The organism is Flavobacterium sp. LC2016-01 (assembly GCF_009711135.1).
Lineage (GTDB): Bacteria > Bacteroidota > Bacteroidia > Flavobacteriales > Flavobacteriaceae > Flavobacterium.
Map to the genome: position 1 here is coordinate 140,111 of NZ_WMIC01000010.1, position 24,514 is coordinate 164,624.

Consider the following 24,514-nt stretch of genomic DNA (forward strand, 5'->3'; position numbering starts at 1 on the left):
ACCATTATGAAAAAGAATATATTCCTTGCCTTTTCTGCAGTAATCGCATTGACGTTTTGCGTTGAATCTAATGTAATGGCGCAGAGCTCTTATAAAATTGATGTTTCTAAAGCAAAATATGAAGTAAAGCGAGGGCATCTTGATTTGGGAGGCAAAGGTCAGAACGAGGAGTCAATAGAGGTAAATAACTTTTATCTTGAGCGAAATGGAAAGCCTTTTGTTCCAGTTATAGGCGAGTTTCATTATTGCCGTTATCCTTCTCAGTATTGGGATCAGGAAATCAAAAAAATGAAATCAGGAGGAGTAACGGTAATTGCTACTTATGTTTTCTGGAATATGCATGAGCCAAAGGAAGGAGAATTCAATTGGGCTGATGATTCTAATCTGCATCATTTTGCACAGCTTTGCAAAGACAATAAAATAGATTTAATTGTTAGAATAGGGCCTTTTGCACATGGAGAAATCCGCAATGGAGGGCTTCCGGACTGGCTTTATGGGCGTCCTTTTGAGGTACGCTCCAACGATTCGGAATTTATGAAGTATACTGAAAAATTGTATAACGAAATTGGCAGACAGCTTCAGGGACTTTATTATAAAGATGGAGGTCCTGTCATTGGAATTCAGATTGAAAATGAATATCAGCATTCTGCTGCTCCATGGGCTATTACTTATTCCGGAGCTGAACGAGAATACACTACTGCCAGACGTGACCGTAAAATCACACAGGTGGGCGTGGGCATAAATGATTCTGGAAATGAATTTAAAGATTATGGACAGGCATATATGAACGGCCTTAAGACGATGGCAAAAAAAGCAGGAATGGATGTGCCGCTTTATACGGCTACAGGCTGGGGATTTGCCACAATCATTAATAATGGATCGATTCCAGTCATGGCAGGATATGCATTTCCTTTTTGGGAAGACAAGATAAAACCTTCTCCCTTTTACTTGTTCAAAGACATTCGTAAAACTCCTGACTACGCTCCTGTGAGTTATATCACTGAAGATTATCCTTCAATAGCAGCTGAACTCGGAACGGGAATGAGTGTTTTGTATTCACGCAGGCCAAGAGTTCCTGGAGAAAGTTTTCTGCCGATGATGGTAAGAACTATTGGAAGCGGCTCAAATGGTCTTGGGTATTATATGTACCATGGCGGAACGACACCTTCCAATGGATTTTATATGTATTCTGAAGGTTTCGGTCTTTCAAATAAATCATATGATTACCAGTCACCTATCAGGGAATTTGGAAATACAGGCAAAGGATTTTATGAACTGAGACTGATGAATAATTTTCTGAATTTCTTTGGAGAAAAACTGGCTCCCCTTTATCCTGTAATTCCTCAGACAAATGCTCAAATAACAGCAGATAATAATGCGACACTTCGCTATTCAGTAAGAAGTGACGGGAAAAGCGGTTTTCTGTTTATGCACAATTATCAGGACCATGTTCAGACAAAAGATCTTGAAAATTTAAAAGTAGCTATTGCTTCGACAGCGGGGAATATTCAGTTTCCGCATTCAGGTACTTTTACTTTAAAATCGGGTTCTTCTGCTGTTTTTCCATTTAATATGAAATTTGGATCAGTAGAATTTAAACAAGCAACTGTACAGCCTCTTTTAAATTTCAGTAATAACGGAAAGAATTATTTCGTGTTTTTCTCTGTAGATGGAATAAAGCCAGAGGTAGTTTTAAATGGAAAAATAAAAACTACGGTAAAAAATGCCAGTTCTTTATCGAGTGAAGGCAATAGTGTGATTTCTGGAGAGAATGGAAAAAGTTTTGAATTTACTGCAGGTAACAATATCTTTCTGATTATTCCATTTGAAAAGGCGCTTCATACAATTTTGGTGGGAACACCAGAACAGCAATATGCAGTCATAAGCAAAGCACTTGTCCTGGAAAATGGAAATAAATTGGACATGATAAGTACGGGCACAGCATCTTGGGATTTGGAAATGTATCCAAAAACTGCTTTAATAAAAACTGATGAAGCCAAAATAAGTCCATTGAAAAACAGTGAAAAAATAGTTGCATCTTGGAATATAACAACCCAGAAAGTGACGCCTCAGGTTAAAATTTCTCAATTTGATGACCGTCATTTTATACTTGATGCCAAAGATCTTGATCTTTCTAAGCTTAACGATGTCTTTGTGAAATTTGACTATAGAGGTGACAGAGCTATATGTATGCTTAATGGAGAAATTGCTACAGATAATCTCTATACAAGTGAAGCATGGCAGGTTGGACTTAAGAGATATCAAACAGCGCTAAAGCAAAATGAAATGTATTTTTATTTTATGCCAATGCTTAAAGATGCTCCTTATTTGGAATATCTGGATAAAAATGTACTGCCAGATTTCTCAAAAACAAAAGAATTTCTCGAAATCAAAACACCTGAAATTATTCCTGAATATAAAGTAAGTATTGAATTTAACAAAATTCAGTTTTAAAGTCTAAATTACCTTATTGAAGCTAAAAATAAAAGCTTGACTTACGGTCAAAACTAAATGAATATGAAAAAGTATTATTGCCCTTTTGCTTTACTTGTTGCTCTGTTTGTGCTGTGCAGTTTTAACGACAAGACTATAGATCTGAGCGGGAGCTGGCATTTTGAAATTGACAGACAAGATAAAGGTATTTCTGAAAAATGGTACAATCGCATACTTACGGATGAGATCAAACTGCCGGGATCAATGGCAGAATATCTCAAAGGCGATGAAATATCCTTAACTACAAAGTGGACAGGGACAATCTATGACAGCTCTTTTTATTTTGTTCCAAGGTTCGCCAAGTACCGTAAACCAGGGAATGTGCATATTCCTTTTTGGCTTACTCCGGCAAGATATTATGTTGGAGCGGCTTGGTATCAAAAAGAAGTCATAATCCCTTTAGATTGGAAGGGAAAACGAATTGTTCTAAATCTCGAAAGAGTTCATATAGAAACAAGAGTGTGGGTAAATGATAAAGAGGTCGGAATGCAGAACTCCCTTACGACACCTCATACTTACGATTTAACGGAATATCTTTCAACAGGGAAAAATCGTATTTCTATACGTATCGACAACAGAATTAAAGAAATTAATGTAGGTCCTGATTCGCACAGCATAAGCGATCACACACAAGGAAACTGGAACGGTATTATTGGAAAGATTGACCTTGAAAGTTCATCTGAGGTGTATATGGATGATATTCAGATTTACCCAGATGTAAAGAATAAAAGAGCCAAAGTAAAAATTTCAATAACTAACAGCACCAAGAAGAGATTCAACGGCAAACTGATTCTTTCTGCAAAAAGCTTTAATTCGGATGCTTCGGATCAAACGAAAGAAATAAACACCAATGTAACAGTACCAGAACTTGCAAACACGGTTGTTGAAATGGAACTTCCTTTTGAAAAAGGAATGCTCACATGGGACGAATTTAATCCTGCTTTGTACAATCTGGACGCAAAACTTGTTTCTAAAGCAGCAGTCTCAGAGAAAAAAATACAATTCGGAATGCGGGAATTCAGAATAGAAGGAAATCGATTTTTGATAAATGATAATCCTGTATTTCTGCGCGGTACACTAAATAATTGCGAATTTCCATTAACAGGATATCCCGCAGTAACGGTAGAAGCGTGGGAGAAAATCTTCAAAACAATTAAATCTTATGGCTTAAATCATGTCCGTTTCCATTCTTGGTGTCCTCCAGAAGCTGCCTTTATTGCTGCTGATAGAATAGGATTATATCTACAGGCGGAAGGACCTAGCTGGCCGAATCATGGCCCTAAGATTGGCCTGGGCCAGCCTATAGATAAGTATCTGTACGACGAGACCATCAGAATGACAAAAGAATATGGCAATTATGCATCATTTACAATGCTTTCTGCAGGAAATGAACCAGCAGGAAATCAGGTAGCGTATTTGAATGCCTTTGTTGATTTTTGGAAAAAGAAAGACAGCAGGAGAGTGTATACCGGAATGTCAGTTGGAGGAAGCTGGCCAGTTGTTCCCAATGCCGAATTTCAGGTCAGAGGAGGAGTCAGGGGACTGGCATGGGATAAAATGCCCGAAACGGTATCCGATTTTAGTGCTGGAATTTCAGGTTTCAAAGTTCCCTTTGTCGCGCATGAGATCGGTCAGTATTGTGTATTTCCAAACTTCAGTGAGATTCAGAAATATCAGGGAGTTTACAAGGCTAGAAACATGGAAATGTTTCAGCAGGATCTTATAGATCACAATATGGGTGATCAGGCTGGCAATTTTTTAAATGCATCGGGAAAGCTTCAGGTATTGTGTTATAAAAATGAAATTGAGAAAATGCTGAGAACGCCCGGTTATGGAGGTTTTCAATTACTGGGACTTCAGGATTTTCCTGGTCAGGGAACTGCGTTAGTTGGGGTTCTGGATGCTTTTTGGCAGGAGAAAGGATATGTTACAGCGAAAGAATACAGCCGATTCTGTAATCAGACTGTGCCTTTAGCAAAAATTCCAAAATTTGTCTATACTGCGAATGAAAATTTTGAAGCTGAGATTTTACTTTTCCATTCAGGAAAGAATCCTTTAAACAATGCAGTAATTAGCTGGAGCATACAAAATGAGAATGGAAATATTCTTTCTTCTGGCAGTTTTAATCCGCAGACATTTCAAAATGGAAACGGCATGCCCGTGGGAAAAATTGCTTTTGGGCTTAATGAAATAAAAGCACCATCAAAATTAAAACTGGAAGTAAAAATCAATGGGACTTCTTTTGCTAATGACTGGAATTTTTGGGTATATCCACAAAATGACCAAACTTCTGAATCATCAGTTTATTATTGTAATAAGCTGGACAGCAAAGCTGAAGATGTGCTTAGAAATGGAGGCAGCGTATTTTTAAATGCGGCGGGAAAGGTGATAAAAGGCAAAGAAGTCGAAATGCATTTTTTGCCTGTTTTTTGGAATACTTCCTGGTTTAAAATGAAACCTCCACATGTTACCGGAATGCTCATTCAGGAGAAAAGTGCCGCGTTTGTAGATTTTCCCACAGATTCGTACAGTGATCTCCAATGGTGGGACATTCAGAATCGTGCTCAAGTAATGAATCTTGAAGACTTTCCTGCAAATTTCCGTCCGCTTGTCCAGCCTATCGACACCTGGTTTATGAACCGAAGACTAGCTTTGATTTTTGAAGCGCGGGTTGGCAATGGAAAGATAATTGTATGCAGTGCTGATCTGGGACCTGATGTTCAAAACAAACCTGCTTCAAAACAGCTTTTCAAATCACTGCAGAAATATATGAATTCGGATAAGTTTAATCCATCAGATACAATCAGTTTAGAGCTTATAAAGGATTTATTTGCAAGTCCTTCAAAAGACATATTCAACACCTATACAAAAGACAGTCCTGATGAACTTAAACCTAATTCGGCTCAGAATAAAATAAAATAGATTATTTGCGTTAAAAAAAATATTGAAGAATAATAATACAGGACAAATACGAATTGACTGATTTCTTGAACTACATTAACTTTTAGCTGTACTATACGGTCTAGCTTTGCGGAAAATTAAACTCATGAAAAAAATATTAGTAATTAATTCAAGTCCGCGAGAGAGTAGATCACGCAGCAGAAGACTTGCGAATACATTTGTTGAATCTTGGAAAAAGCAAGTACCCGCTACACCAATAACCTATAGAGATTTGGCATCAACCAATGTTCCACATATGAGTGAAACTTGGATTGCGGCAGCATTTAGACCTGAGGGCGATAGAACAGAAGCTGAAACTGAAGCATTAAAATTAAGTAAGGAACTTATTATTGAATTAAAAGAGGCTGATGTAATTGTTCTTGCAGCCCCAATGCATAATTGGACAATTACCAGTTCTCTCAAAGCTTATATTGATCAGGTTTTAAGAGTAAACGAAACATGGAAACTTAATACTGAAGATCTTTCAAATCCTTATATTGGTCTGCTAAAAAATAAAACCTTATTCCTGCTAACCTCAAGAGGAGCTCAAGGATACGAAAAAGGGGAGTACAACGAACATATGAATTTTCAGACTCCTTATCTGAAGATGGTATTTAACATTATTGGGATAACAGATATTCAGGAAATTACTGTTGATGGAGAAGGATATGGCCCGGAAGCAATCGAACTTGCGATCCAGAAATCAAATGCAAAAGTTACAAGTTTGATAGAAAGATACTTTTTACAGACACTTTAACTCGTTTGTTTGTTTTTATTTTGCGATGTATTTATTAGAAAATGCAGCAGTATTAACTTGGCTAATTCTTTTTTAAAGACAAGTTAATACATTGCATACAACGGACTTAATTCACTAAATCTTTCTAATCATTGTAAGTAACCATCTATATTCCTCTTTCATTGCCGGATAATCCAAATAGTTTTTGTCAGTCATTACAAATCCCTGTTTTTCATAGAAGTATTTTGCAAGACTATCTTCCATAACTTTAAGCCAAATAATTGGGCGGTCGTGTTTATGAGCAAAATCAATTATAAATTTCATAACCGTTTTTCCAATTCCTTTTCCGGCATATTTCTTAAGAAGGTATAATTTATCTATTTCGATACAGTCTGTTTCAGAGTAAGGGGCTATGAAATTATTTTTCAGTTTAAAATATCCAATGATATTTTCTGAATCATAAACGAGAAAATAATGAATATCGGATGATAAAAGTTCCTTTTTAAAATCTGCTTTTTTATAAAATTTCTCAAGATACCATACTCCATTATCAATCCATAGATATTTGTAGGTGTTGGTGTAGGTTTGAACTGCAATTTTAAATAATAAATCAAGCTGGTTTGGGTGGCATTCTGTAATGGTAATCATTTTTAGTGTCTATTTACTTAGCAGTATACAAGGGGGTAAATATAATTCATATTTATTTTGAACAGCTATGGTATTTAATAATTTGATGAATGTATTGACAAAAAAGCTGCTCTGTCTAATGACCATACTGGGCCATTAGACAGAGCAGTTTTTATTTTTTAGCTATAGGTTTAAGCTTTTTTTAAATTTATTTGCGTAATGATTTAAAAGAAGCTCTCAATTCTTTGGTAAAGCTTTCCGGCTGTTCCCAAGCAGCGAAGTGACCACCTTTTTCTAATTTATTAAAGTATAACAAGTTTGGGTATGCTTTTTCTGCCCAGCTGCGTGGTGTTGTATAAATTTCATCAGGAAAAGCGCTTACTGCAACGGGGATCTTTACGTCCTTAGGAGCAAAAAAGGCAAGCTTGTTTTCCCAATAAAGACGTGATGAAGAAGTCGCAGTTCCAGTTAGCCAGTAAAGGGTAATGTTATCAAGAATATCATCTTTTGTAAGACCTTCTTTTTTTCCTTCAAATGTGCGTTCAATTAATTCAAGGCTTCTGGCATCGTGATCTAATATCCATGAAGCTAAACCGATAGGAGAGTCTTCGATTCCATATAAAGTCTGTGGACGATTTCCCATTTCCTGTGCATATGCTAGACCATTTTTGTAGAAGAAAGAAAGCTGTCCATATGCTTTCTTTTCATCAGCTGAAAGATTAGCTGGTTCGGGAGCGCCTGTAAAAGCAGCTGTATTAATTTCGTTTGGTACTGCTCCGGCCATATTGGTATGGATTGCAATAAGTTCAGGAGCTGCCTGTACTCCCATCATGTCAGTGATAAGCGCACCCCAGTCACCTCCCTGTGCTACAAATTTCTGGTAGCCAAGGCGTTTCATTAAAGTTACCCAAGTTTTTGCAATTTTCTCAGGACCCCAGCCCAGTTCAGTAGGTTTTCCTGAAAATCCGTATCCAGGAATTGAAGGTATAATTACATCAAAAGCATCTTCGGCTTTTCCACCGTAAGCAGTTGGGTTGGTAAGCGGATCAATTATTTTAAGCTGCTCGATTACAGACCCTGGCCATCCATGGGTAATGATTATCGGAAGTGCATTTTTATGTTTGGACTTCACATGAATAAAGTGGATTTCAACTCCGTCTATTGTAGTGATGAAATTAGGATAAGAATTGATTTTCTTTTCAATCTTGCGCCAGTCATAATCATTTGCCCAATACTTGGCAAGTGCCTGTACTGTAGCTTGCGGTACGCCTTGTGTATTATCTGTAACAAGTTCCTTGTCAGGCCATTTTGTATTTTGTATTCTTTGTTTTAAATCATCAAGCTGTGCTTGTGTTGCATGGTACTCAAAAGGACGAATAGCTTCTGATTTATCTGCTGCTTGTTTTTTCTGGGCAATACCAGTTGCTACCATAAGGACTAATAATCCGGTAGTAAAAAAACCTTTAAAACTTTTTTTATGCTGTTTAATTGCTTCCATTGTTTTTTATTTTGAATGAATTAATAATTTTAAATTTCTGAGACAAAGGTATTTTGGCAGTATAGTCTTTACAATCAGAAAATAGGTTAAACAGACGAAGTGGGTATTGAACCAGACAATTTCAAACCTGAAAAGTTTTGGGTCTAGAAAGCATATTTAGAATTAATAATAGGATTGTTTTTATCGAACGCTATTTATTTTATTTTTCTATCGATGACTTTTTGTACACGTGGACCAATAATAAGTATCGCGGGTATAACTAAGATATAGGCTAGTGCCCAAGATTTTGTCCAAACCTTTAAAAAGTTTTCGGTAAAACCAAGATTGATGGCAATAAGACTGAATGATATAATTCCTGTTGTGATTATACCCATAGTGAGTGCAAATGCAATTTTATTTTTCATGATTATTTTATATTTTATTAAGAAGCATCATATTGGTTTGATGATGCTTTCAAATTCAATTAATAAATACTTTTGCGTTTATTTTCTGCTTATTTCTCTAAGGTCAATTGATACTAATAAAGGTTCAGGAAACAACGGCGTATTATCTTCTTGTCTGATATATACATTTCTTTTAGTTGCTATTTTAACTCCCTGTACATCGATATAATCAGATAAATAATGTGCTGCAGTGGCTCCACCAGCAATATCTACATTGTAATCATGTCGTTTAATAAGACCGTCTTTGTCAATATAAAAAGTTTGAACGGGACTATGCGTCGCAATCTCTTCAGGAAAAGTTACTTGAAGTCTTTGAAATACTTCTCCATTTTCTATCCAAGGTTCTAATTCTTCTATTTTATAACCAGCATCTCCAAAATTAAAAGGAGCATTAAAATAAGTCCACATAGCATATCCAGTAAAGTACGCAAGCTGAATTTGGCTCCAAGGTGTTTCTGTTGTATATCCAGCAAATGAATCACGAGGATTTGAGAGTTCTTCAATAACATCTTCTTTACTGTTCTTAATGGCAACATGCTGAGCAGTAAATGCTGTGTGCCAATCTTTATTAAGGAAAGGGCGATGTGAAGTAAATTGTTTGTTTGTGTGAGAAGTCACATAAATGTCATCAACTGATCCAGGATGCCCCACCATTGACCAGAGTACCCCATCGCAGATAAGTCGTGCCGACACAGTTTCAAACTTATTAAAGTTTTCTCTGCCTCCATGAGCTTTAATTGTAAATTCTAATAAATCATTTGCTGCGTGCTGTTTAACTGTTTTCATAATATTTGTTTTTAAATTTCTGGTACAAAGGTATTTGGCTGTACAAGTGGTACAGTCATAATATAGGTTAAACAGACGAAGAGGGTAGTGAACCTGACAATTTCAAACCTGAAATATTTTGGGTCTGAAAAATATAATAAACAGGGATCAAATTTAGTGGCGAAAAAAAGGATTTTCCTTAATTTTTTTTTGGAGGGATTTGCTTTTGCGCTATGGCCATTAAAGTATAAAAGTACGTTATTAATATCGGATTATGATGCTGATATTCATAATATTAGGTTTTTTAAAAGGCTATGGCCCGTAAATAGTCTGTTGCATTTATGACTAAAGATTTTGATTAAAAAAGAATCATAAGAAAATACCTTTATAAAATTTTTAAAAAGAGAGTTAGAGGTTCATTTAAAGTAATTGCTTTGTATTAAAGAGTAACTTTATAAAGCAATATTTATTGAATTCTTAGAATTCGGTCTGCAATAATTAAAGCACAGTCCCACTACTTCCATCTATTTGATTTTAGCGAAATTACCAATATTGTAATTTGATAATTTTTTCAGCCTTGAGAATGTCCGTTTGAGCATCAACTTTGCTCGATTGAGATATTTCCTGATTGTCAGGCGCCTGTTATCGTAATAATTTTGTCGAAGAAATTAATCACAATAACATAATTTAAAAATTAAAAACAATGGAAACAATTCAAACAAACAGACGCAGTTTTGCAAATGTAATTAGTACAGCTGCTCTTATTTTGATTACCGTAACTGGATTTGCACAAAAAAGTCAGGGAAAGAGTATACCAGATTCAGAAGCAATCCGTCCTTACCATATTAGTATTTCAGAAAAGGCAATCACAGAACTTCGTGATCGTGTAAATGCGACGCGTTGGCAAGATAAGGAAACTGTAAAAGATCAGTCACAAGGGGTGAGACTAGCTCAAATTCAAGGTCTTGTTAAGTATTGGGGAACAGATTACGACTGGCATAAAACAGAAGCCAAATTAAACGCACTGCCTCAGTTTGTAACTAAAATTGATGGATTAGACATTCAGTTCATTCAGGTGAAATCAAAACATAAAAATGCTTTACCAATCATTATAACTCATGGATGGCCAGGATCATTCTTCGAACTTTTAAAAGTTATCGGGCCATTAACAGATCCGACAGCTTACGGTGGAAAAGCAGAGGATGCTTTTGATGTAATTATACCTTCAATGCCTGGTTATGGTTTCTCTGAAAAACCAACAGAAACAGGATGGGGAGTGGAAAGAATTGCAAGCGCATGGGATGTACTTATGAAACGTCTTGGTTATAAAAATTATGTTGCTCAGGGAGGCGACTGGGGTTCTGTAGTTGCAGATGCAATGGCTCGTCAGGCTCCAGCAGGATTAATTGGAATCCATGTTAATATGCCAGCAACGGTTCCAGCAGATATTGCTAAAGCATTACAAGACGGAGTTCCAGCGCCTGCAGGATTATCAGTTAAAGAAAAAGCAGCTTTTAATTCTTTGAATAAGTTGTACACCAGAGGAGGAGGATATGCCGGAATGATGGTAACAAGACCTCAAACTTTAGGATATGGGCTTACAGATTCACCAGTTGGTCTTGCTTCATTTTTCTTAGATAAATTTAATGATTGGACTTATAGCGGCGGAAATGCTGAAAAATCACTTACAAGAGATGAAATTCTTGATGATATTTCGTTGTATTGGTTTACTAATACAGCTAATTCATCTGCTAATTTATATTGGGAGAACAACAATAACAACTTTAATGTGGTAGAACAAAAGACACATGATATTAAAATTCCAGTAGCTGTAACTGTATTTCCAGGAGAGATCTATCAAGCACCAAAAAGCTGGACTGAAAAAGCATATAAAAACTTGATTTATTTCAATGAAGTAAACAAAGGCGGTCACTTTGCATCTTGGGAAGAACCTCAGCTTTATACAGAGGAGCTTCGTGCAGCATTTAAATCATTGAGAAAATAATTTAAAGAAAAAGGGAAATGCTGTTTTCTATTTAAACCAAAATAGGAAGCAGTATTTCCCAATTTTTCAAATAAATCAAAAGCACTATATTTTGTGTAACATTTTGATTTATAAAATATTACAAATTATAAAAGGCTTAAATTACGTCTTTACTACTTCAAAATTTAGAGAAATTAAGGATTGTAAATATTAATTTAACACAAAGTTAAATTAAGTTCTTAGGTATTTTTTGTCGGTTAGTTTTCATTTGCGATATCAAATCTTCTATGGAAAACTACCTTTTGCAAATGTCTGACGAAGAACTACAGAAATTAATCTTCCAAAAAAATGAAGAGGCATTTGCTGTTGTTTTCAATCGTTATTGGAAAAAACTTTACTCCTATGCTTTTAAGATTTATAAAGAAGAAGCTGTCTGTGAGGATATTGTACAGGAAATTTTTATCAGTTTTTGGAAAAATTCAGGTAATACGGTCATACTTAATTTGGAAGCCTACCTTTTCAGGGCAGTAAAATTTCAAATTGCCAAACATATCAGAGATTTAAAATTTGAAAAGGAACATCTTGATGTTCTTGAAGGCATACCTGCGTTTAATTATTCGATAAACGATATCGAATATGTTGAGCTTGAAAAAGGCATCATGAATCAGATTAATCAGCTGACTCCCAAATGCAGGGAAGTATTTTTGCTCAGCCGTCTGGATCATTTTACGAATGCTGAAATCGCCGATAAACTAAATCTTTCAATCCATACCGTAGAGAAGCATATCAGCAATGCTCTTAAAGAACTTCGCGGGCATGGACAGTCACATAATTATCTTCTTTTATACTGGGCCATATTTTTTTATGTTAACTAAAATGTTGCCGTTTTAAGAAAACGTTAAGCCTGCATTTTCGACTACTTGTTCAATTCAAAAATGGGTACTTCTATATAAAAGCACTTATTTTGAAAAAAGAAACCTTTTTGCTGCTGGCAAAAAAATACGAACAAGGTACCTGCACACCTGAAGAAAAAATGGCCGTTGAAGCCTTTTTCGATAAGATGCAGGATCATTCATCAGATCACTTAAATCAATTATCTGATACAAAAGGCGATGTCATTTTGGGAAAAATATTCCAAGAACTGCATGACAAAAAGCCTAGAAAATTTATATTCCGAAATGCTTTAAGAATAGCCGCAATTCTGGTTGTAGCTCTTGGTGTTTCCTTTTCTGCTGCAAAAATTTTCCTTTCTCCCAAAGAAATAACGCAGACTGCGGCGAAGGGAGAGAAAAAAGAAATTCTGCTTGAAGACGGAAGTATCATTGTACTGAACTCCAACAGCAGTATTACGTACTCCGAAGAATTTAATACTTCGCGTGATATAAAACTTACAGGAGAAGCATATTTCAAAGTATTTCATGATGAGAAAAGACCTTTTACGGTGCAGACTCATGATGTGAAGGTCCGCGTACTAGGAACTTCATTTGATATCAATTCTTATAATCACAGACAGACCAAAGTAAGTGTCCTTACTGGAAAGGTAGAAGTTACTTCGCCAACAGGAAAAAAGGTACATATTATCAAAAATCAGGAAGCTGATCTCACTGCAGATTCTGATTTTCAAATATTTCAAGAGGACAGCAGCGAAAGAATTGCATGGACAAGCAACATCATAATGCTAAGAAATACAACGCTGTCTGAAACGGCTAAAATTATTGAAAATTGGTACAACGTCGATATAACTTTTGAAGATCAGACATTGGAAAAACTTACTATTTCAGGAAAATTTAAAGATGAAAAGTTGGAAAATGTACTAGAAAGTATTGCCTTTTTGAAACAATTAAAAATAGATTATATAACCAAAAAACATATCGTTATAAGAAGAAAGACTATAAGCCAATAAACAGAAACCCGCTTCCGGTGCAACGGAAACGGGCAATTAAAAACAGACTATAAATTAAATTCACAGCCCAATAGTAATGAATACGAAACTACAATTTTTTTTCAATAAGTACAGTAAGATGAAAAATCTTTACTTATTGATCACATTATTTCTTTCCTTTTATGGTTTTGCCGCAGGACAGCCCGGAAAGGAAATGCAAATCAGCATCAATCTTAAGGATGCGACCATCACTGAATTTTTTAAGGCCATTGAACAGAAAACGAATTTCACTTTTGTCTTTGACGAAAAAGTTTCATCAAGTTCACAGCGCATTTCAATTTATGCTGAAAAAGAAAGTATAGACGGTATACTTTCAAAGATATCCGACAAAACGGGATTATCTTTCAGAAAACTCAACAATACCATCACCGTTACAAAAAACGTACGCATGCAGATGACGCTTGGCGGAAAGGTACTTGATGAAAGTGGTTTACCAATGCCAGGGGTAACAATTCTCGAAAAAGGAACAAAAAACAGCACACTTACTGATATGGAAGGACATTTCAGTATTTCTGTTTCCGGTACCTCATCAGTTCTTGTTATTTCTTATGTGGGGTATGTTACGCAGGAGGCCAGCGCAGGCAGTATTATAATGACCTTCAAAATGAAACTGGATACTAGCGAGCTTAATGAAGTTGTTGTAACCGCACTGGGAATAAAAAGAGAGGAAAAGAAGCTTGGTTTCTCCCAACAGACCATAAAATCAGAAAGCTTATCTCAGGCAAGATCTAATAATTGGTCTTCTGCTTTAAAAGGAAAAGTTGCTGGACTAAGCATTACCTCGGCAGGATCAGGACCTATCAATTCACAACAGATTACACTTCGTGGAAACAGGTCGCTGAGCCCGAAAGGCAATTATGCGCTTATTGTGGTTGATGGTGTGCCAGTCAATGCTGAGATGACGACATCAGGTTCAAGCAGCGCGTATATGGGAGAAGATTCTCCTATAGATTACGGTAACGGAATTTCAGATCTTAATCTTGATGATATTGAAAGTGTTACCGTTTTAAAGGGGGCAGGAGCAACTGCACTTTACGGAAGCCGTGCTGCAAATGGAGCATTGATTCTTACCACAAAATCCGGAAAGAAAAATAAAGGATTAGGGATTTCTTACAGCACAGGTGCGTCATTTGATAAAATCCAACGATGGCCGGATTACCAATACAAATACGGGCAAGGAACAGGAAATTCACCTGATGCCCAGGGGAATCAATACTATTCTTATGGTAACTCCCAAGACGGAACCTCTACCAGTGGTACAAGCAGTGCCTGGGGACCTGCTTTTACAGGACAGAATTTTTATCAGTATGATCCAAATCTTCAGGGACAGTCAGCGAGCAGAGTTCCATGGACTTCGTATAACGACAATCGTAAGGATTTCTGGAACACTGGGATAACTTTAAATAATAATGTATCTATTCAAGGAGGTGATGATAAAGGTTCAATGCGTCTTTCGCTGGGACAACAGAAAAATGAATGGATTATGCCGAATACCGGATTTGACAGGACTACCGCGGCAGTTAATGCCAATTATCAGGTATCTGATAAAATCAAACTGGGTACTTCAGTGAACTACAATACACGAAACAGTGACAACCTTCCATCAAGCGGCTACAATAATGGTTCGATTGCTTATTTTATGATTTTCCAACAGCCTAACATCGACTTGGATTGGTATCGACCAATTTGGGAGAAAGGAAAAGAAAATATTCAGCAGCTGCATCCTTTCAGTTCTTTTATTGATAACCCTTATTTGATTGCTTATGAGGCTACCAATACATTGAACAGTGATCAGATTGTCGGGAATATTTTTGCCAATATCAAATTATCATCTAATCTCGATTTAATGCTTCGTTCGGCTCTGAATACTTACAATCAGACAAGAGAACAAAAAAGACCTTACAGTATTAACCGATATGCGAAAGGTTTTTATGAAAGACAGGATGTATACAAACAGGAAATCAATTCAGACTTTTTGCTTTCTTATAAAAAGAATTTTGGAGATAAATTCTCTCTTGCTGCTTCGGCGGGTGGTAACGCTATGAGTTATAAATACAGAAGAACAGAAGCGGAAGTTACTGGTCTTGTAGTGCCTGGAGTTTATAAACTTTCAAATGGATCAAGCGCCCCAATTTTAACTCTTGGTGATGCTTATAAAAAGATGAACAGTCTTTATGGCCTGGTTTCTATGTCTTATGGTGAAATGATTTTTGTAGATGTTACAGGAAGAAATGACTGGACCAGCACACTGCCAGTAAAAAACAACTCCTTCTTTTACCCGTCGGTAAATACAAGTTTAATTATTTCAGAAATGACTACTATGCCTAAAGCAATAGATTACCTGAAATACAGACTTTCTTTTGCGCAGGTAGGTAATGATACAGAGCCTTATAAAACCCAAAAATACTATGGACAGAGTGCCTTTCCAAGTTCTGCACAGACGTTAACGGTTTTATACAATGATCATTTCAAACCAGAGATTACTTCTAGTGTAGAGACTGGTTTTGAGATCAGAATGCTTCATAACCGTTTGACAGCTGATGCAACGGTTTATGAGAGCAGCACTAAAAATCAAATTATTGATATCCCAATGGATTTTTCAACAGGTTACAGCGGTGCTGTATTAAACGGAGGTGAAGTAAGAAACCGTGGTATCGAACTTACCCTTGGCGGAAAATTCATTGATAATAAAAATTTCAAATGGAATTCGACTTTGAACTGGTCGCGCAATTGGAATAAAGTAATGGAACTTGCTGAAGGAATAGACGGACAGCAGATTATTGGTACAGGAGGAACAGCATCTATCATAGCAAAAGTAGGAGGAACTACAAGTGCTATTTACGGATTTGGTTTTGTGAGATCTCCTGAGGGCAAGATCGTGTATGACAATGCAGGTCTTCCTGCTTATCCTGATCAAATACAGTACATAGGCGATGCAAGTCCGGACTGGAAAGCAGGATTGACCAACAGTTTTACAATTGGCAATTTTACTATGAATGTAACCATTGACGGGCAATATGGCGGTACTATTTATTCGATGACGCATCATAAACTTGCTGAGCAGGGAAAATTAAATTCTAATGAAATGGGAAGAGCAGACGGTTATATCATTGGAGATGGTGTAATCCAAAATGCAGACGGATCTTATTCTCCAAATACTAAAAAGGTAGCAACGGCTGACTGGTATGTGCGTTATTACCGCAGAGCCAATATTGAATCAAATTCCTTTGATGCTACTTATGGAAAACTTCGTGAAGTGAGTCTTCAATATAACATGCCAAAAAGATGGCTTAAAAATACAGGACTGCAGTCGGTTCAATTTTCTGTTTTCGGAAGAGATCTTGCGGTTATTTCGGATTTTCCAATATACGATCCAGAAACTGCCGTGCTGAACGGAGATACCATTCTGCCTGGAGTAGAAACAGGACAGATGCCTTCGCCGGCAACCTATGGTTTTAATTTAAGTTTGACTTTATAATAAAACAATGAAAAAATTAAAAATAGCAGCAATACTTGTATTGCTTACCGGAATGACTATTTCGTGTACACAAGGTTTCGAAGAACTTAATGATAATCCTAATCTTATCTCTGAGGTAAGTCCAGGGACATTATTGAACCCAATAATTTATGGGATTGCGTCTCATAATGCTCTGCAAAGTGTTGACGTTGATTTCAATTTGATGCAGGTTTCACTACCTTTTCCAAGTATAACAGGAGGGCTTCACCGCTATGATGTGAGCAACAATATTGGGAACTCGGCGTGGAATAATTATTATAAATGGCTCTCTAATATCAGAGAAATGAGAATGGCCTCAGTAAAGGCCGGCGATGGAAATTATGAGGCAGTAGCATTGACATTGAATGCTCTGGTTTATGCCAATCTTACGGATCTTTTCGGACCGGTTCCTATGACCGAAGCGGTAAGGGGAGAAGACGGAATTTTATACCCAAAATACGATACTCAGGAGTTTATCTATGAAACGCTTCTTGCTGATCTGGAAAGAGCCAACACACTTTATGATGTGAGCAAGCCGATGATATATGCGGAAGACATTCTGTTTCAGAACAATGTTTTAAAATGGAAAAAATTCACCAATTCCTTAAAAATGAGACTGCTTTTGAGAGTTTCAAACCGCACAGAAATTAAGGCATTTGAAAAATTGGCTTATATGTCTGATCATCCTGAGATTTACCCGGTATTTACTACAACAGCCGAAGGAGCGATTTTAAAAGTGACAGGTGTTTCTCCTAACATGTCTCCATGGGGAAGGCCTCAGGATTTTAACCTTAATATCAAAATGGCCTCTTTTTTTATCGATAATTTAAATACGATGGAAGATCCAAGAAGAGCGTTGATTGCGACAGGCGCTACAGCACTGGTTACTAATGCACCGATTGGATTTAAAGGAATTACAAGTGCCTATGCAGGAGCAGATTCGCAGTTTAAATATAATGCTTCCACACTTTTGAATGTACAGGCAACAAACCCAATGCAGATCTATATTTTGACCTATGCAGAAGTAGAATTTATTAAAGCAGAATTAGCCCAGAGAGGTTATATTGCTGATGCGCCGGGACATTATGTAAAAGGAGTGAAAGCGGCGATAGAACAAGTAAAAGCGGTGGCTCCGGCTAATTATTTTGATAATGTGCAGGCGCAGTATAATGGAACACTCGAGAGAATCATGCTTCAGAAGTATTACGCGCTTTATTTTACCGATTATCAGCAGTGGTTTGAATACAGAAGAACAGGACTGCCTGTACTGCCAACTACAACGGCAATGCTTAACGGAGGAATAATGCCTTCTAGATTTACTTATCCGGATAATCAGCAGATTAAAAACGCTCAGAATTATGAACAAGCTGTTCAGATGATCGGCGGAGACAATATTAACTCTAAAGTGTGGTGGGACAAATAAAAATTCGAAAAATGAAAAAAACTATTATATACAGCACATTGTTATGCTGCAGTGTTTTGACAGCGCAGACAACGGTAAAAGGAAGCGTATTTGAGGATTTGAATCAAAACGGAAAAAGGGATAAAAAAGAAAAAGGAATTTTAAATGTTGCTGTCACTAATGGACGCGAAGTGGTTTTGACTGATAAAAAAGGAAATTATGAACTTCCATTGCAAGGTGATGCTGTCATTGCAGTAATCAAACCAACAGGCTATAAGATACAGGCTAATGCTGATAACATTCCTCAGTTTTATTATAATTACAAACCAGAAGGCTCTCCAAAATCAAAGTTTGAAGGAGTAGCTCCAACGGGAAAACTTCCAGAATCAGTTGATTTTCCATTGGTTTCTCAAAAAGAAACAGATGATTTTACAGCACTTATTTTTGGAGACCCGCAGCCTTATAATCTAGACGAGATAGACTTTTTTACAAGAGGAATTGTTGCAGAAGTAGAAGGAATTAAAAACATTCCTTTTGGTTTGAGTATGGGAGATTTGGTTGGAAATGATCTTAGTTTGTTCAATCCTTACATTCAGGCAGTCAAAAAAGTGGGAATTCCATGGTATAATCTCCTTGGAAACCATGATCTTAATTTTGATGCAAAGGCTGATAATCTGGCTGATGAAACGTATGAAGCGCATTTTGGTCCTGCCAATTATGCGTTTAATTATGGAAAAGTACACTTTATTGTTTTAGATGATGTCTTGTATCCTGATCCGAGAGATCATGAAGGCTATTGGGGAGGCTTTACCGAAGAGCAGATGAAATTTATAGAAAATGACCTAAAAGTTGTACCCAAAGACCATCTGATTGTACTGGCTTTTCATATTCCGCTTAGTGAGCCGGACAGCAAAGATGATTCTTTTAGGGATGAAGACCGTCAGAAATTATTCGAGCTTCTGAAGGATTTCCCAAATACACTTTCACTTTCGGCTCATACACATATGCAGCGTCAGGATTTCTTAGGAAAAAAAGAGGGATGGCTTCAGGAGAAACCACATCATCATTATAATATCGGAACCACATCAGGGGACTGGTATTCAGGAAAATTGGATGAAAAGGGAATTCCGATTTCAGTTATGAGAGATGGTACCCCAAAAGGATATGCTTTTATTCATTTTTCAGGCAATCAGTATAACGTGGATTACAAAGTAGCTGGAAAACCTGAGAATTATCAGATGAAAGTTTTTGCTCCAAAAGTAGTTGCAAAAGGCAAACACACGAAGTCAGGTGTATTTGTAAATTTCTTTATGGGAAGTAAAAAAGATAAAGTTGCTTACCGTGTAGATCAGGGAGAATGGAAAGATATGGATTATGCAGAAGTACAGGATCCTTCTTATGTGGAACTGGTATATGAATGGGAACTTTCTGAGGTACTTATGCCGGGAAAACGCTCTTCAGATCCAGAGAAAAGCACGCATGTCTGGAGAGGAGAAATTCCGTCTAACCTTTCGTTGGGAACTCACACTATTGAAATTAAAGCTACTGATATGTTTGGCAAGACTCATACAGCCAACACCAGTTACAGAATAGACAAAGTAAAATAAGAAATAGAATGATTAGAACGATAAAGTTAAGCGGGATTTTACTAGTGTTTTTAATGGTATTTAGCTGTGCAGGCACAGGAAAAATGAAGCAAACACAGACCATCGAAGTACAAGGACATCGTGGTGACCGCGGCAATTTTCCTGAAAATACGATTCCGGCTTTTTTAAGTGCTGTTAAAAAAGGTGCGGCTGTTTTAGAGATGGATGTTGTGATTTCGAAGGATCAAAAAGTGGTGGTTTCGCATGAACCATTTATGGCTGCGCAGTACATGAGCGATCTTGAAGGAAAACCAATTAAAAAGGATAACGAGAAGCGTTATAATCTTTTTGAGATGACTTACGACAGTATCAAAAGGTTTGACAGCGGTTCCAGAGGAAATGCAGCTTTTCCGGCACAGCAGAAACTGAAGACTTATAAGCCTCTATTATCTGAAGTGATTGACAGTGTTGAAAATTATATCAGCAGAAATAAACTCAAACCTGTGCGATACAATATTGAAATCAAATCGGAAAAGGAAGATTACGGAAAAAGACAGCCAGAGCCTGCTTTATTCGCCGCAATGGTCATGAAGGTTATTAAGGATAAAGGTATTGAGCAAAAAATAAACATCCAGTCTTTTGATCCGACGGTCCTAAATGTGATGCATAAGATGTATCCGAGCACTAAGATTGCTTATCTTGTAGGGGAAGGTACTTTTATAAAAAATCTGTCGATGCTGGATTTTGTGCCCGAAATTTACAGTCCTAATCATAAACTGCTCAATAAAGAAGAAGTTGCTTCTATCAGGTCTTTGAAAATGCGAATAATTCCCTGGACAGTAAATGAGGATAAGGATATAGACCATATGCTCAAACTGAAAGTGGATGGAATTATAACGGATTATCCTGAAAAGGTATTGAATAAATTATAATAACTTTTTAAATAAAACATTGACGAATATAAATTAAAACTGTTTCAGTGGAAGTCTTGATAAGACTTAGTTTTTTATTTTATTCGATATTGAAGCAACATATTATGCAAGGAATAAATTCTAGAGAGCATCGAATTTTGGCTGCAGCCTTTGATAAATTTGAATCTATGTCTTTAATTGCTCAAGACGTATTAGAAGAATCTGAAGATTTGCAGACCCGACAAGGTATGGCAGAGTTAGATAATCTGTATGCGAGATTTCAGCTATTGTATAATGAACTTGAAAAATGCATTAAAGAATATGAGGTCAAGAAAAAAAAGGTACGTACTACTATCAATAGGAACAATCGAAAATTAAATTCGAAGCTGCGAAGAATGTAGATTTTTAAAATCATTTAGTAATTTATTTCAACTTATAACCTCCAAGATCTTTGATCTTGGAGGTTTTTATTTAAAGGAAAATTCGAAACTATCCCCGATTTTCTTAAATAATTATAATTATTGGAAATCTAATTTTATTAAATCGACACCACAGCATCTAATGTCCCTCACTTCCTATACACAATTGCTAAAGCCTGTTTTTATTTAAATATACTGGGTTAAATGTTTGAATATTAATAAATTATAATAAAAAAGATGTTTCCGAAATAAATTTATATTCAATTTTTGTCGAAATTTACATGTGGAGTAGCAGCTTTTATTGTTATGATATTGCGACAGTGCTTCATGTTTCTAATTAAGGATAATCGTTTTTCTAAAATAATAGTAATAATAAAATATAGGTATTATGTCAATAAAAAATATACTTCCAGGGAAGCTAGGCTTCGGTTCGGCTCCACTGGGCAATATGTTTCGTAATGTTCCTGATGATGAAGTATCCGCTACCGTGGAAGCTGCATGGAACGCTGGGATACGTTATTTTGATAACGCTCCGTTCTACGGCGCCGGTCTGGCAGAAATTCGTCTGGGTGAAGTTCTTTCACAGTATCCTCGAGAAGAATATGTCTTGAGTACGAAAGTCGGCCGTGTTATTCTGGATGAGGTAGAGGATATCAGCGCCAGAGATTTAGGGGAAAAGGGGGATCTATTTAAATATGGGCGTCCCAACAAAATTGTAAATGACTACACTGAAGATGGTACGCTGCGTTCCATTGAGGGCAGTTTAAAAAGACTTAAGACAGATCATCTGGATATTGTCTGGGTTCATGATGTCGCTCAGGATTTTTATGGCGACGAGTGGCTGGACAAATTTGAAAGTGCAAGAAAAGGGGCTTTTAAAGTGCTGGATCGTCTGCGTGATGAAGGCGTAATCAAAGGCTGGGGACTCGGTGTGAATCGTGTAGAGCCTATTGAAATTATATTAAGTTTGGAAGGAGCTCGTCCTGATGGTTTTTTATTGGCAGGCCGTTATACGCTTCTGGATCACAGTAAAGCACTGCAACGCGTTATGCCGGAAGTTTCAAAGCAAGGTTTAGGAATTGTTGTTGGCGGTCCCTACAGTTCAGGTGTTCTGGTTGGCGGTTTGACTTTTGAATATGCTCCAGCTTCTCCTCAAATTCTGGAGAAAGTGGCAAAAATTAAAAAAAATGCTGATGAGTTTGGAGTAAGTATGAAGGCTGCGGGTCTGCAGTTTTCTCTTGCCAATCCCGCTGTGGCGGCGGCCATTCCTGGCGCAAGCAGACCTTCGCGTCTGGCAGAAGATAATGAAGCACTTAACGAAGTAATTCCTGATGATTTTTGGAAACAATTACGCAATCAAGGTTTAGTTGATCCCGCGGCTCCGCTTCCGATAGACAAAAAATGATAAAAATTTAAATAAGAATTATTATGGTATGGATTCTTCGTTTGCATCTCAAGTAAAGTAAAAGAATGATAATCATAATCAGCGTAATAATTACGCTCTATTTTTTAGTCAAACAATTTAAAGTAAAAAAAAATGAAAAAAATTGGAATTAATGGTTTTGGCAGAATTGGAAGATCTTCTCTAAAAGTTATATTAGAAAACCCTGATTTGGAATTGGTTGGGATTAATGATTTAATGAGTATAGAAAATGCAGTTTATCTTTTAAAGTACGATAGTATATATGGGAAGTATGATAAAAAAGTGACTTTTGAAGGAGATTATATACTGATTGATAATCACAGGATAAAATATACTTCTAAAAAGGACCCTTCAGAGCTGCCATGGAAAGAATTATGGGTAGATGTAGCTATAGAAAGTACTGGTTTGTTTACCAATAAAACAGATGCAGAAAAGCATCTCAGTGCAGGAGCTAAATTTGTCGTGATTTCAGGTCCGACAAAAGACACTCCGACCATAGTGCATGGCGTAAATACAGCAGAAGGCAAAGTTTCCATATTTTCATGTGCTAGTTGTACAACAAATAATATTAGCCCGCTCATAGAAATTTTAGGACGAAGAATTGGTATTAAAAAAGCTATTTTAAACACAATTCATGCTTACACAGCTTCGCAGACATTAATGGACGCTCCTTCAAAAAGAGAACCCAGAATGGGACGCACGGCAGGTATTAATCTTGCTCCTGCAGCTACTGGAGCGGCTATTGCAACGACCAAAGCATTACCTGAGTATGCTGGAAAATTTGATGGAGTAGCAGTAAGGGTTCCTGTTCCGGTAGGATCAATATCTGATATTACTTTTGTTACAGGAAGAAATACAACTGCTGAAGAGATTAATGCGATTTTGTCAGAAGAAGCTTTGACGCCGCGTTATGAAAAAGTAGTTACCGTAACAAATGAACCATTGGTATCAACTGACATCATAAAAAGCCCTTTTGCTGCTACAGTAGATTTAGAAATGACCAGAGTAGTTGATGGAGATTTGGTAAAAGTTATGGCATGGTATGATAATGAATGGGGGTTCACCAATCAAATGATTAGACAGATTCTTGAATTGTAAGAAAGAGATAGGTGCTCAATGCTAATTTTTTTTAGAGCTTACTTCTTTGATTTTAGATTGTATAATTCGCCATAATTGTGGGGTTTTATCATTAAATTTAAACAATTAAAAATTTTGTTATGAATTATACTCAACTAGCTTTTACCGATGCTATTAAAGACCTCCAAGAAAAAAAAGGAAGTAGAAACGGTTATGATCGTATGGAAAAAACCTCGGTTGTTGATGGACTTACTGATAATGAGATTTATTTTATTGAAGATCGGGATAGTTTTTACATGGCGAGTTTTGGAGAGAACGAATATCCATATATACAACATCGCGGCGGTCCTAAAGGCTTTATAAAAGTCATTGATAATAAAACCATTGGGATTGTAGATTTTGTTGGCAACAAACAGTATATATCTACTGGCAACATTGCAACGAATAATAATGTGGCAATCATAATGGTTTCCTATCCGCATCGGGCTAGATTAAAACTCTATGCCAAAGCTAAAATTGTGGAATTGGAAGAGGATCAAGAGTTATATGATTTATTAAAACCTGAAGATTATAAATTTCGTCCTGAGCGAATGATGATTTTCGAAATTCAGGCATATGACTGGAATTGCCCTCAGCATATTATACCTCGTTACACAACGGAAGAGATTGACGAAGCATTACAGCCTCAAAAAGAATATATTGCAAACTTGGAAAATAAAGTAAAAATTCTGGAAGAAAAACTTTTAGATAAGAAGTAAGAACTTAGATGAAT

18 protein-coding genes are annotated in these 24,514 nt (G+C 36.6%); 14 read left to right on the forward strand and 4 right to left on the reverse strand.

Features of this window, described 5'->3' with window-relative positions; translation table 11 throughout:
• The first annotated feature begins 6 nt into the window (after positions 1-6).
• The 3 genes from GKZ88_RS19070 (at position 7) to GKZ88_RS19080 (ending at position 6,190) form a co-directional block, all read left to right on the forward strand.
• Positions 7-2,454, forward strand: a complete 2,448-nt coding sequence (locus tag GKZ88_RS19070; protein WP_155103907.1) for a beta-galactosidase — start codon at positions 7-9, stop codon at positions 2,452-2,454.
• A 63-nt stretch (positions 2,455-2,517) separates the two neighbouring features.
• The gene (locus GKZ88_RS19075; RefSeq protein WP_230392557.1) at positions 2,518-5,415 is read left to right on the forward strand and encodes a sugar-binding domain-containing protein; all 2,898 of its coding nucleotides are present in this window, start codon (positions 2,518-2,520) and stop codon (positions 5,413-5,415) included.
• A 124-nt stretch (positions 5,416-5,539) separates the two neighbouring features.
• Positions 5,540-6,190: an NAD(P)H-dependent oxidoreductase gene (locus tag GKZ88_RS19080; RefSeq protein ID WP_155103909.1), complete on the forward strand. Its 651-nt coding sequence runs from the start codon at positions 5,540-5,542 to the stop codon at positions 6,188-6,190.
• Between the two features lie 114 nt (positions 6,191-6,304).
• Here GKZ88_RS19080 and GKZ88_RS19085 read toward each other — a convergent pair whose 3' ends face one another.
• From GKZ88_RS19085 to GKZ88_RS19100, 4 genes are all read right to left on the reverse strand, one after another.
• Positions 6,305-6,817, reverse strand: a complete 513-nt coding sequence (locus GKZ88_RS19085) for a GNAT family N-acetyltransferase (protein ID WP_155103910.1) — start codon at positions 6,815-6,817, stop codon at positions 6,305-6,307.
• Positions 6,818-7,004: 187 nt separating this feature from the next.
• On the reverse strand, positions 7,005-8,294 hold the full coding sequence (locus tag GKZ88_RS19090) for an epoxide hydrolase family protein (protein ID WP_155103911.1): 1,290 nt from the start codon (positions 8,292-8,294) through the stop codon (positions 7,005-7,007).
• Positions 8,295-8,488: 194 nt separating this feature from the next.
• The gene (locus GKZ88_RS19095) at positions 8,489-8,698 is read right to left on the reverse strand and encodes a DUF2798 domain-containing protein (protein WP_155103912.1); all 210 of its coding nucleotides are present in this window, start codon (positions 8,696-8,698) and stop codon (positions 8,489-8,491) included.
• A 78-nt stretch (positions 8,699-8,776) separates the two neighbouring features.
• Positions 8,777-9,523, reverse strand: a complete 747-nt coding sequence (locus tag GKZ88_RS19100) for a hypothetical protein (protein WP_155103913.1) — start codon at positions 9,521-9,523, stop codon at positions 8,777-8,779.
• A 682-nt stretch (positions 9,524-10,205) separates the two neighbouring features.
• Between GKZ88_RS19100 and GKZ88_RS19105 the strand changes: the two genes are divergently transcribed.
• The 11 genes from GKZ88_RS19105 to GKZ88_RS19155 all read left to right on the forward strand — a co-directional run bounded on the left by GKZ88_RS19105 (position 10,206) and on the right by GKZ88_RS19155 (position 24,500).
• On the forward strand, positions 10,206-11,507 hold the full coding sequence (locus GKZ88_RS19105; protein WP_155103914.1) for an epoxide hydrolase: 1,302 nt from the start codon (positions 10,206-10,208) through the stop codon (positions 11,505-11,507).
• A gap of 266 nt (positions 11,508-11,773) precedes the next feature.
• On the forward strand, positions 11,774-12,361 hold the full coding sequence (locus GKZ88_RS19110; protein ID WP_155103915.1) for an RNA polymerase sigma-70 factor: 588 nt from the start codon (positions 11,774-11,776) through the stop codon (positions 12,359-12,361).
• A gap of 89 nt (positions 12,362-12,450) precedes the next feature.
• Positions 12,451-13,389 (forward strand): FecR domain-containing protein, encoded by a 939-nt coding sequence (locus tag GKZ88_RS19115; protein ID WP_155103916.1) that lies wholly within the window; start codon positions 12,451-12,453, stop codon positions 13,387-13,389.
• Between the two features lie 118 nt (positions 13,390-13,507).
• Positions 13,508-16,906, forward strand: coding sequence for a SusC/RagA family TonB-linked outer membrane protein (locus tag GKZ88_RS19120; protein ID WP_230392558.1), 3,399 nt, complete (start codon positions 13,508-13,510; stop codon positions 16,904-16,906).
• Between the two features lie 7 nt (positions 16,907-16,913).
• The gene (locus tag GKZ88_RS19125; protein WP_155103918.1) at positions 16,914-18,347 is read left to right on the forward strand and encodes a SusD/RagB family nutrient-binding outer membrane lipoprotein; all 1,434 of its coding nucleotides are present in this window, start codon (positions 16,914-16,916) and stop codon (positions 18,345-18,347) included.
• Positions 18,348-18,358: 11 nt separating this feature from the next.
• Positions 18,359-19,933, forward strand: coding sequence for a calcineurin-like phosphoesterase family protein (locus GKZ88_RS19130; RefSeq protein ID WP_155103919.1), 1,575 nt, complete (start codon positions 18,359-18,361; stop codon positions 19,931-19,933).
• 8 nt (positions 19,934-19,941) lie between these two features.
• A complete protein-coding gene (locus GKZ88_RS19135) occupies positions 19,942-20,844 on the forward strand; it encodes a glycerophosphodiester phosphodiesterase family protein (RefSeq protein WP_155103920.1) in 903 nt (300 codons plus the stop codon).
• Between the two features lie 104 nt (positions 20,845-20,948).
• Positions 20,949-21,224, forward strand: a complete 276-nt coding sequence (locus tag GKZ88_RS19140) for a hypothetical protein (protein ID WP_155103921.1) — start codon at positions 20,949-20,951, stop codon at positions 21,222-21,224.
• 406 nt (positions 21,225-21,630) lie between these two features.
• Positions 21,631-22,647 carry an aldo/keto reductase gene (locus GKZ88_RS19145; RefSeq protein WP_155103922.1) on the forward strand — a complete coding sequence of 339 codons (1,017 nt, stop codon included), beginning with the start codon at positions 21,631-21,633 and terminating at the stop codon, positions 22,645-22,647.
• Positions 22,648-22,779: 132 nt separating this feature from the next.
• Positions 22,780-23,763: a glyceraldehyde 3-phosphate dehydrogenase NAD-binding domain-containing protein gene (locus GKZ88_RS19150; RefSeq protein WP_155103923.1), complete on the forward strand. Its 984-nt coding sequence runs from the start codon at positions 22,780-22,782 to the stop codon at positions 23,761-23,763.
• Positions 23,764-23,882: 119 nt separating this feature from the next.
• Positions 23,883-24,500 carry a pyridoxamine 5'-phosphate oxidase family protein gene (locus GKZ88_RS19155; RefSeq protein ID WP_155103924.1) on the forward strand — a complete coding sequence of 206 codons (618 nt, stop codon included), beginning with the start codon at positions 23,883-23,885 and terminating at the stop codon, positions 24,498-24,500.
• Positions 24,501-24,514 lie beyond the last annotated feature (14 nt).

Excerpts from the sequence above, each read along its gene's own strand:
- GKZ88_RS19070 (WP_155103907.1), top strand. The coding sequence starts at position 7 with ATGAAAAAGAATATATTCCTTGCCTTTTCTGCAGTAATCGCATTGACG.
- GKZ88_RS19075 (WP_230392557.1), top strand. The coding sequence starts at position 2,518 with ATGAAAAAGTATTATTGCCCTTTTGCTTTACTTGTTGCTCTGTTTGTG.
- GKZ88_RS19080 (WP_155103909.1), top strand. The coding sequence starts at position 5,540 with ATGAAAAAAATATTAGTAATTAATTCAAGTCCGCGAGAGAGTAGATCA.
- GKZ88_RS19085 (WP_155103910.1), bottom strand. The coding sequence starts at position 6,817 with ATGATTACCATTACAGAATGCCACCCAAACCAGCTTGATTTATTATTT.
- GKZ88_RS19090 (WP_155103911.1), bottom strand. The coding sequence starts at position 8,294 with ATGGAAGCAATTAAACAGCATAAAAAAAGTTTTAAAGGTTTTTTTACT.
- GKZ88_RS19095 (WP_155103912.1), bottom strand. The coding sequence starts at position 8,698 with ATGAAAAATAAAATTGCATTTGCACTCACTATGGGTATAATCACAACA.
- GKZ88_RS19100 (WP_155103913.1), bottom strand. The coding sequence starts at position 9,523 with ATGAAAACAGTTAAACAGCACGCAGCAAATGATTTATTAGAATTTACA.
- GKZ88_RS19105 (WP_155103914.1), top strand. The coding sequence starts at position 10,206 with ATGGAAACAATTCAAACAAACAGACGCAGTTTTGCAAATGTAATTAGT.
- GKZ88_RS19110 (WP_155103915.1), top strand. The coding sequence starts at position 11,774 with ATGGAAAACTACCTTTTGCAAATGTCTGACGAAGAACTACAGAAATTA.
- GKZ88_RS19120 (WP_230392558.1), top strand. The coding sequence starts at position 13,508 with ATGAAAAATCTTTACTTATTGATCACATTATTTCTTTCCTTTTATGGT.
- GKZ88_RS19125 (WP_155103918.1), top strand. The coding sequence starts at position 16,914 with ATGAAAAAATTAAAAATAGCAGCAATACTTGTATTGCTTACCGGAATG.
- GKZ88_RS19130 (WP_155103919.1), top strand. The coding sequence starts at position 18,359 with ATGAAAAAAACTATTATATACAGCACATTGTTATGCTGCAGTGTTTTG.
- GKZ88_RS19135 (WP_155103920.1), top strand. The coding sequence starts at position 19,942 with ATGATTAGAACGATAAAGTTAAGCGGGATTTTACTAGTGTTTTTAATG.
- GKZ88_RS19140 (WP_155103921.1), top strand. The coding sequence starts at position 20,949 with ATGCAAGGAATAAATTCTAGAGAGCATCGAATTTTGGCTGCAGCCTTT.
- GKZ88_RS19145 (WP_155103922.1), top strand. The coding sequence starts at position 21,631 with ATGTCAATAAAAAATATACTTCCAGGGAAGCTAGGCTTCGGTTCGGCT.
- GKZ88_RS19150 (WP_155103923.1), top strand. The coding sequence starts at position 22,780 with ATGAAAAAAATTGGAATTAATGGTTTTGGCAGAATTGGAAGATCTTCT.
- GKZ88_RS19155 (WP_155103924.1), top strand. The coding sequence starts at position 23,883 with ATGAATTATACTCAACTAGCTTTTACCGATGCTATTAAAGACCTCCAA.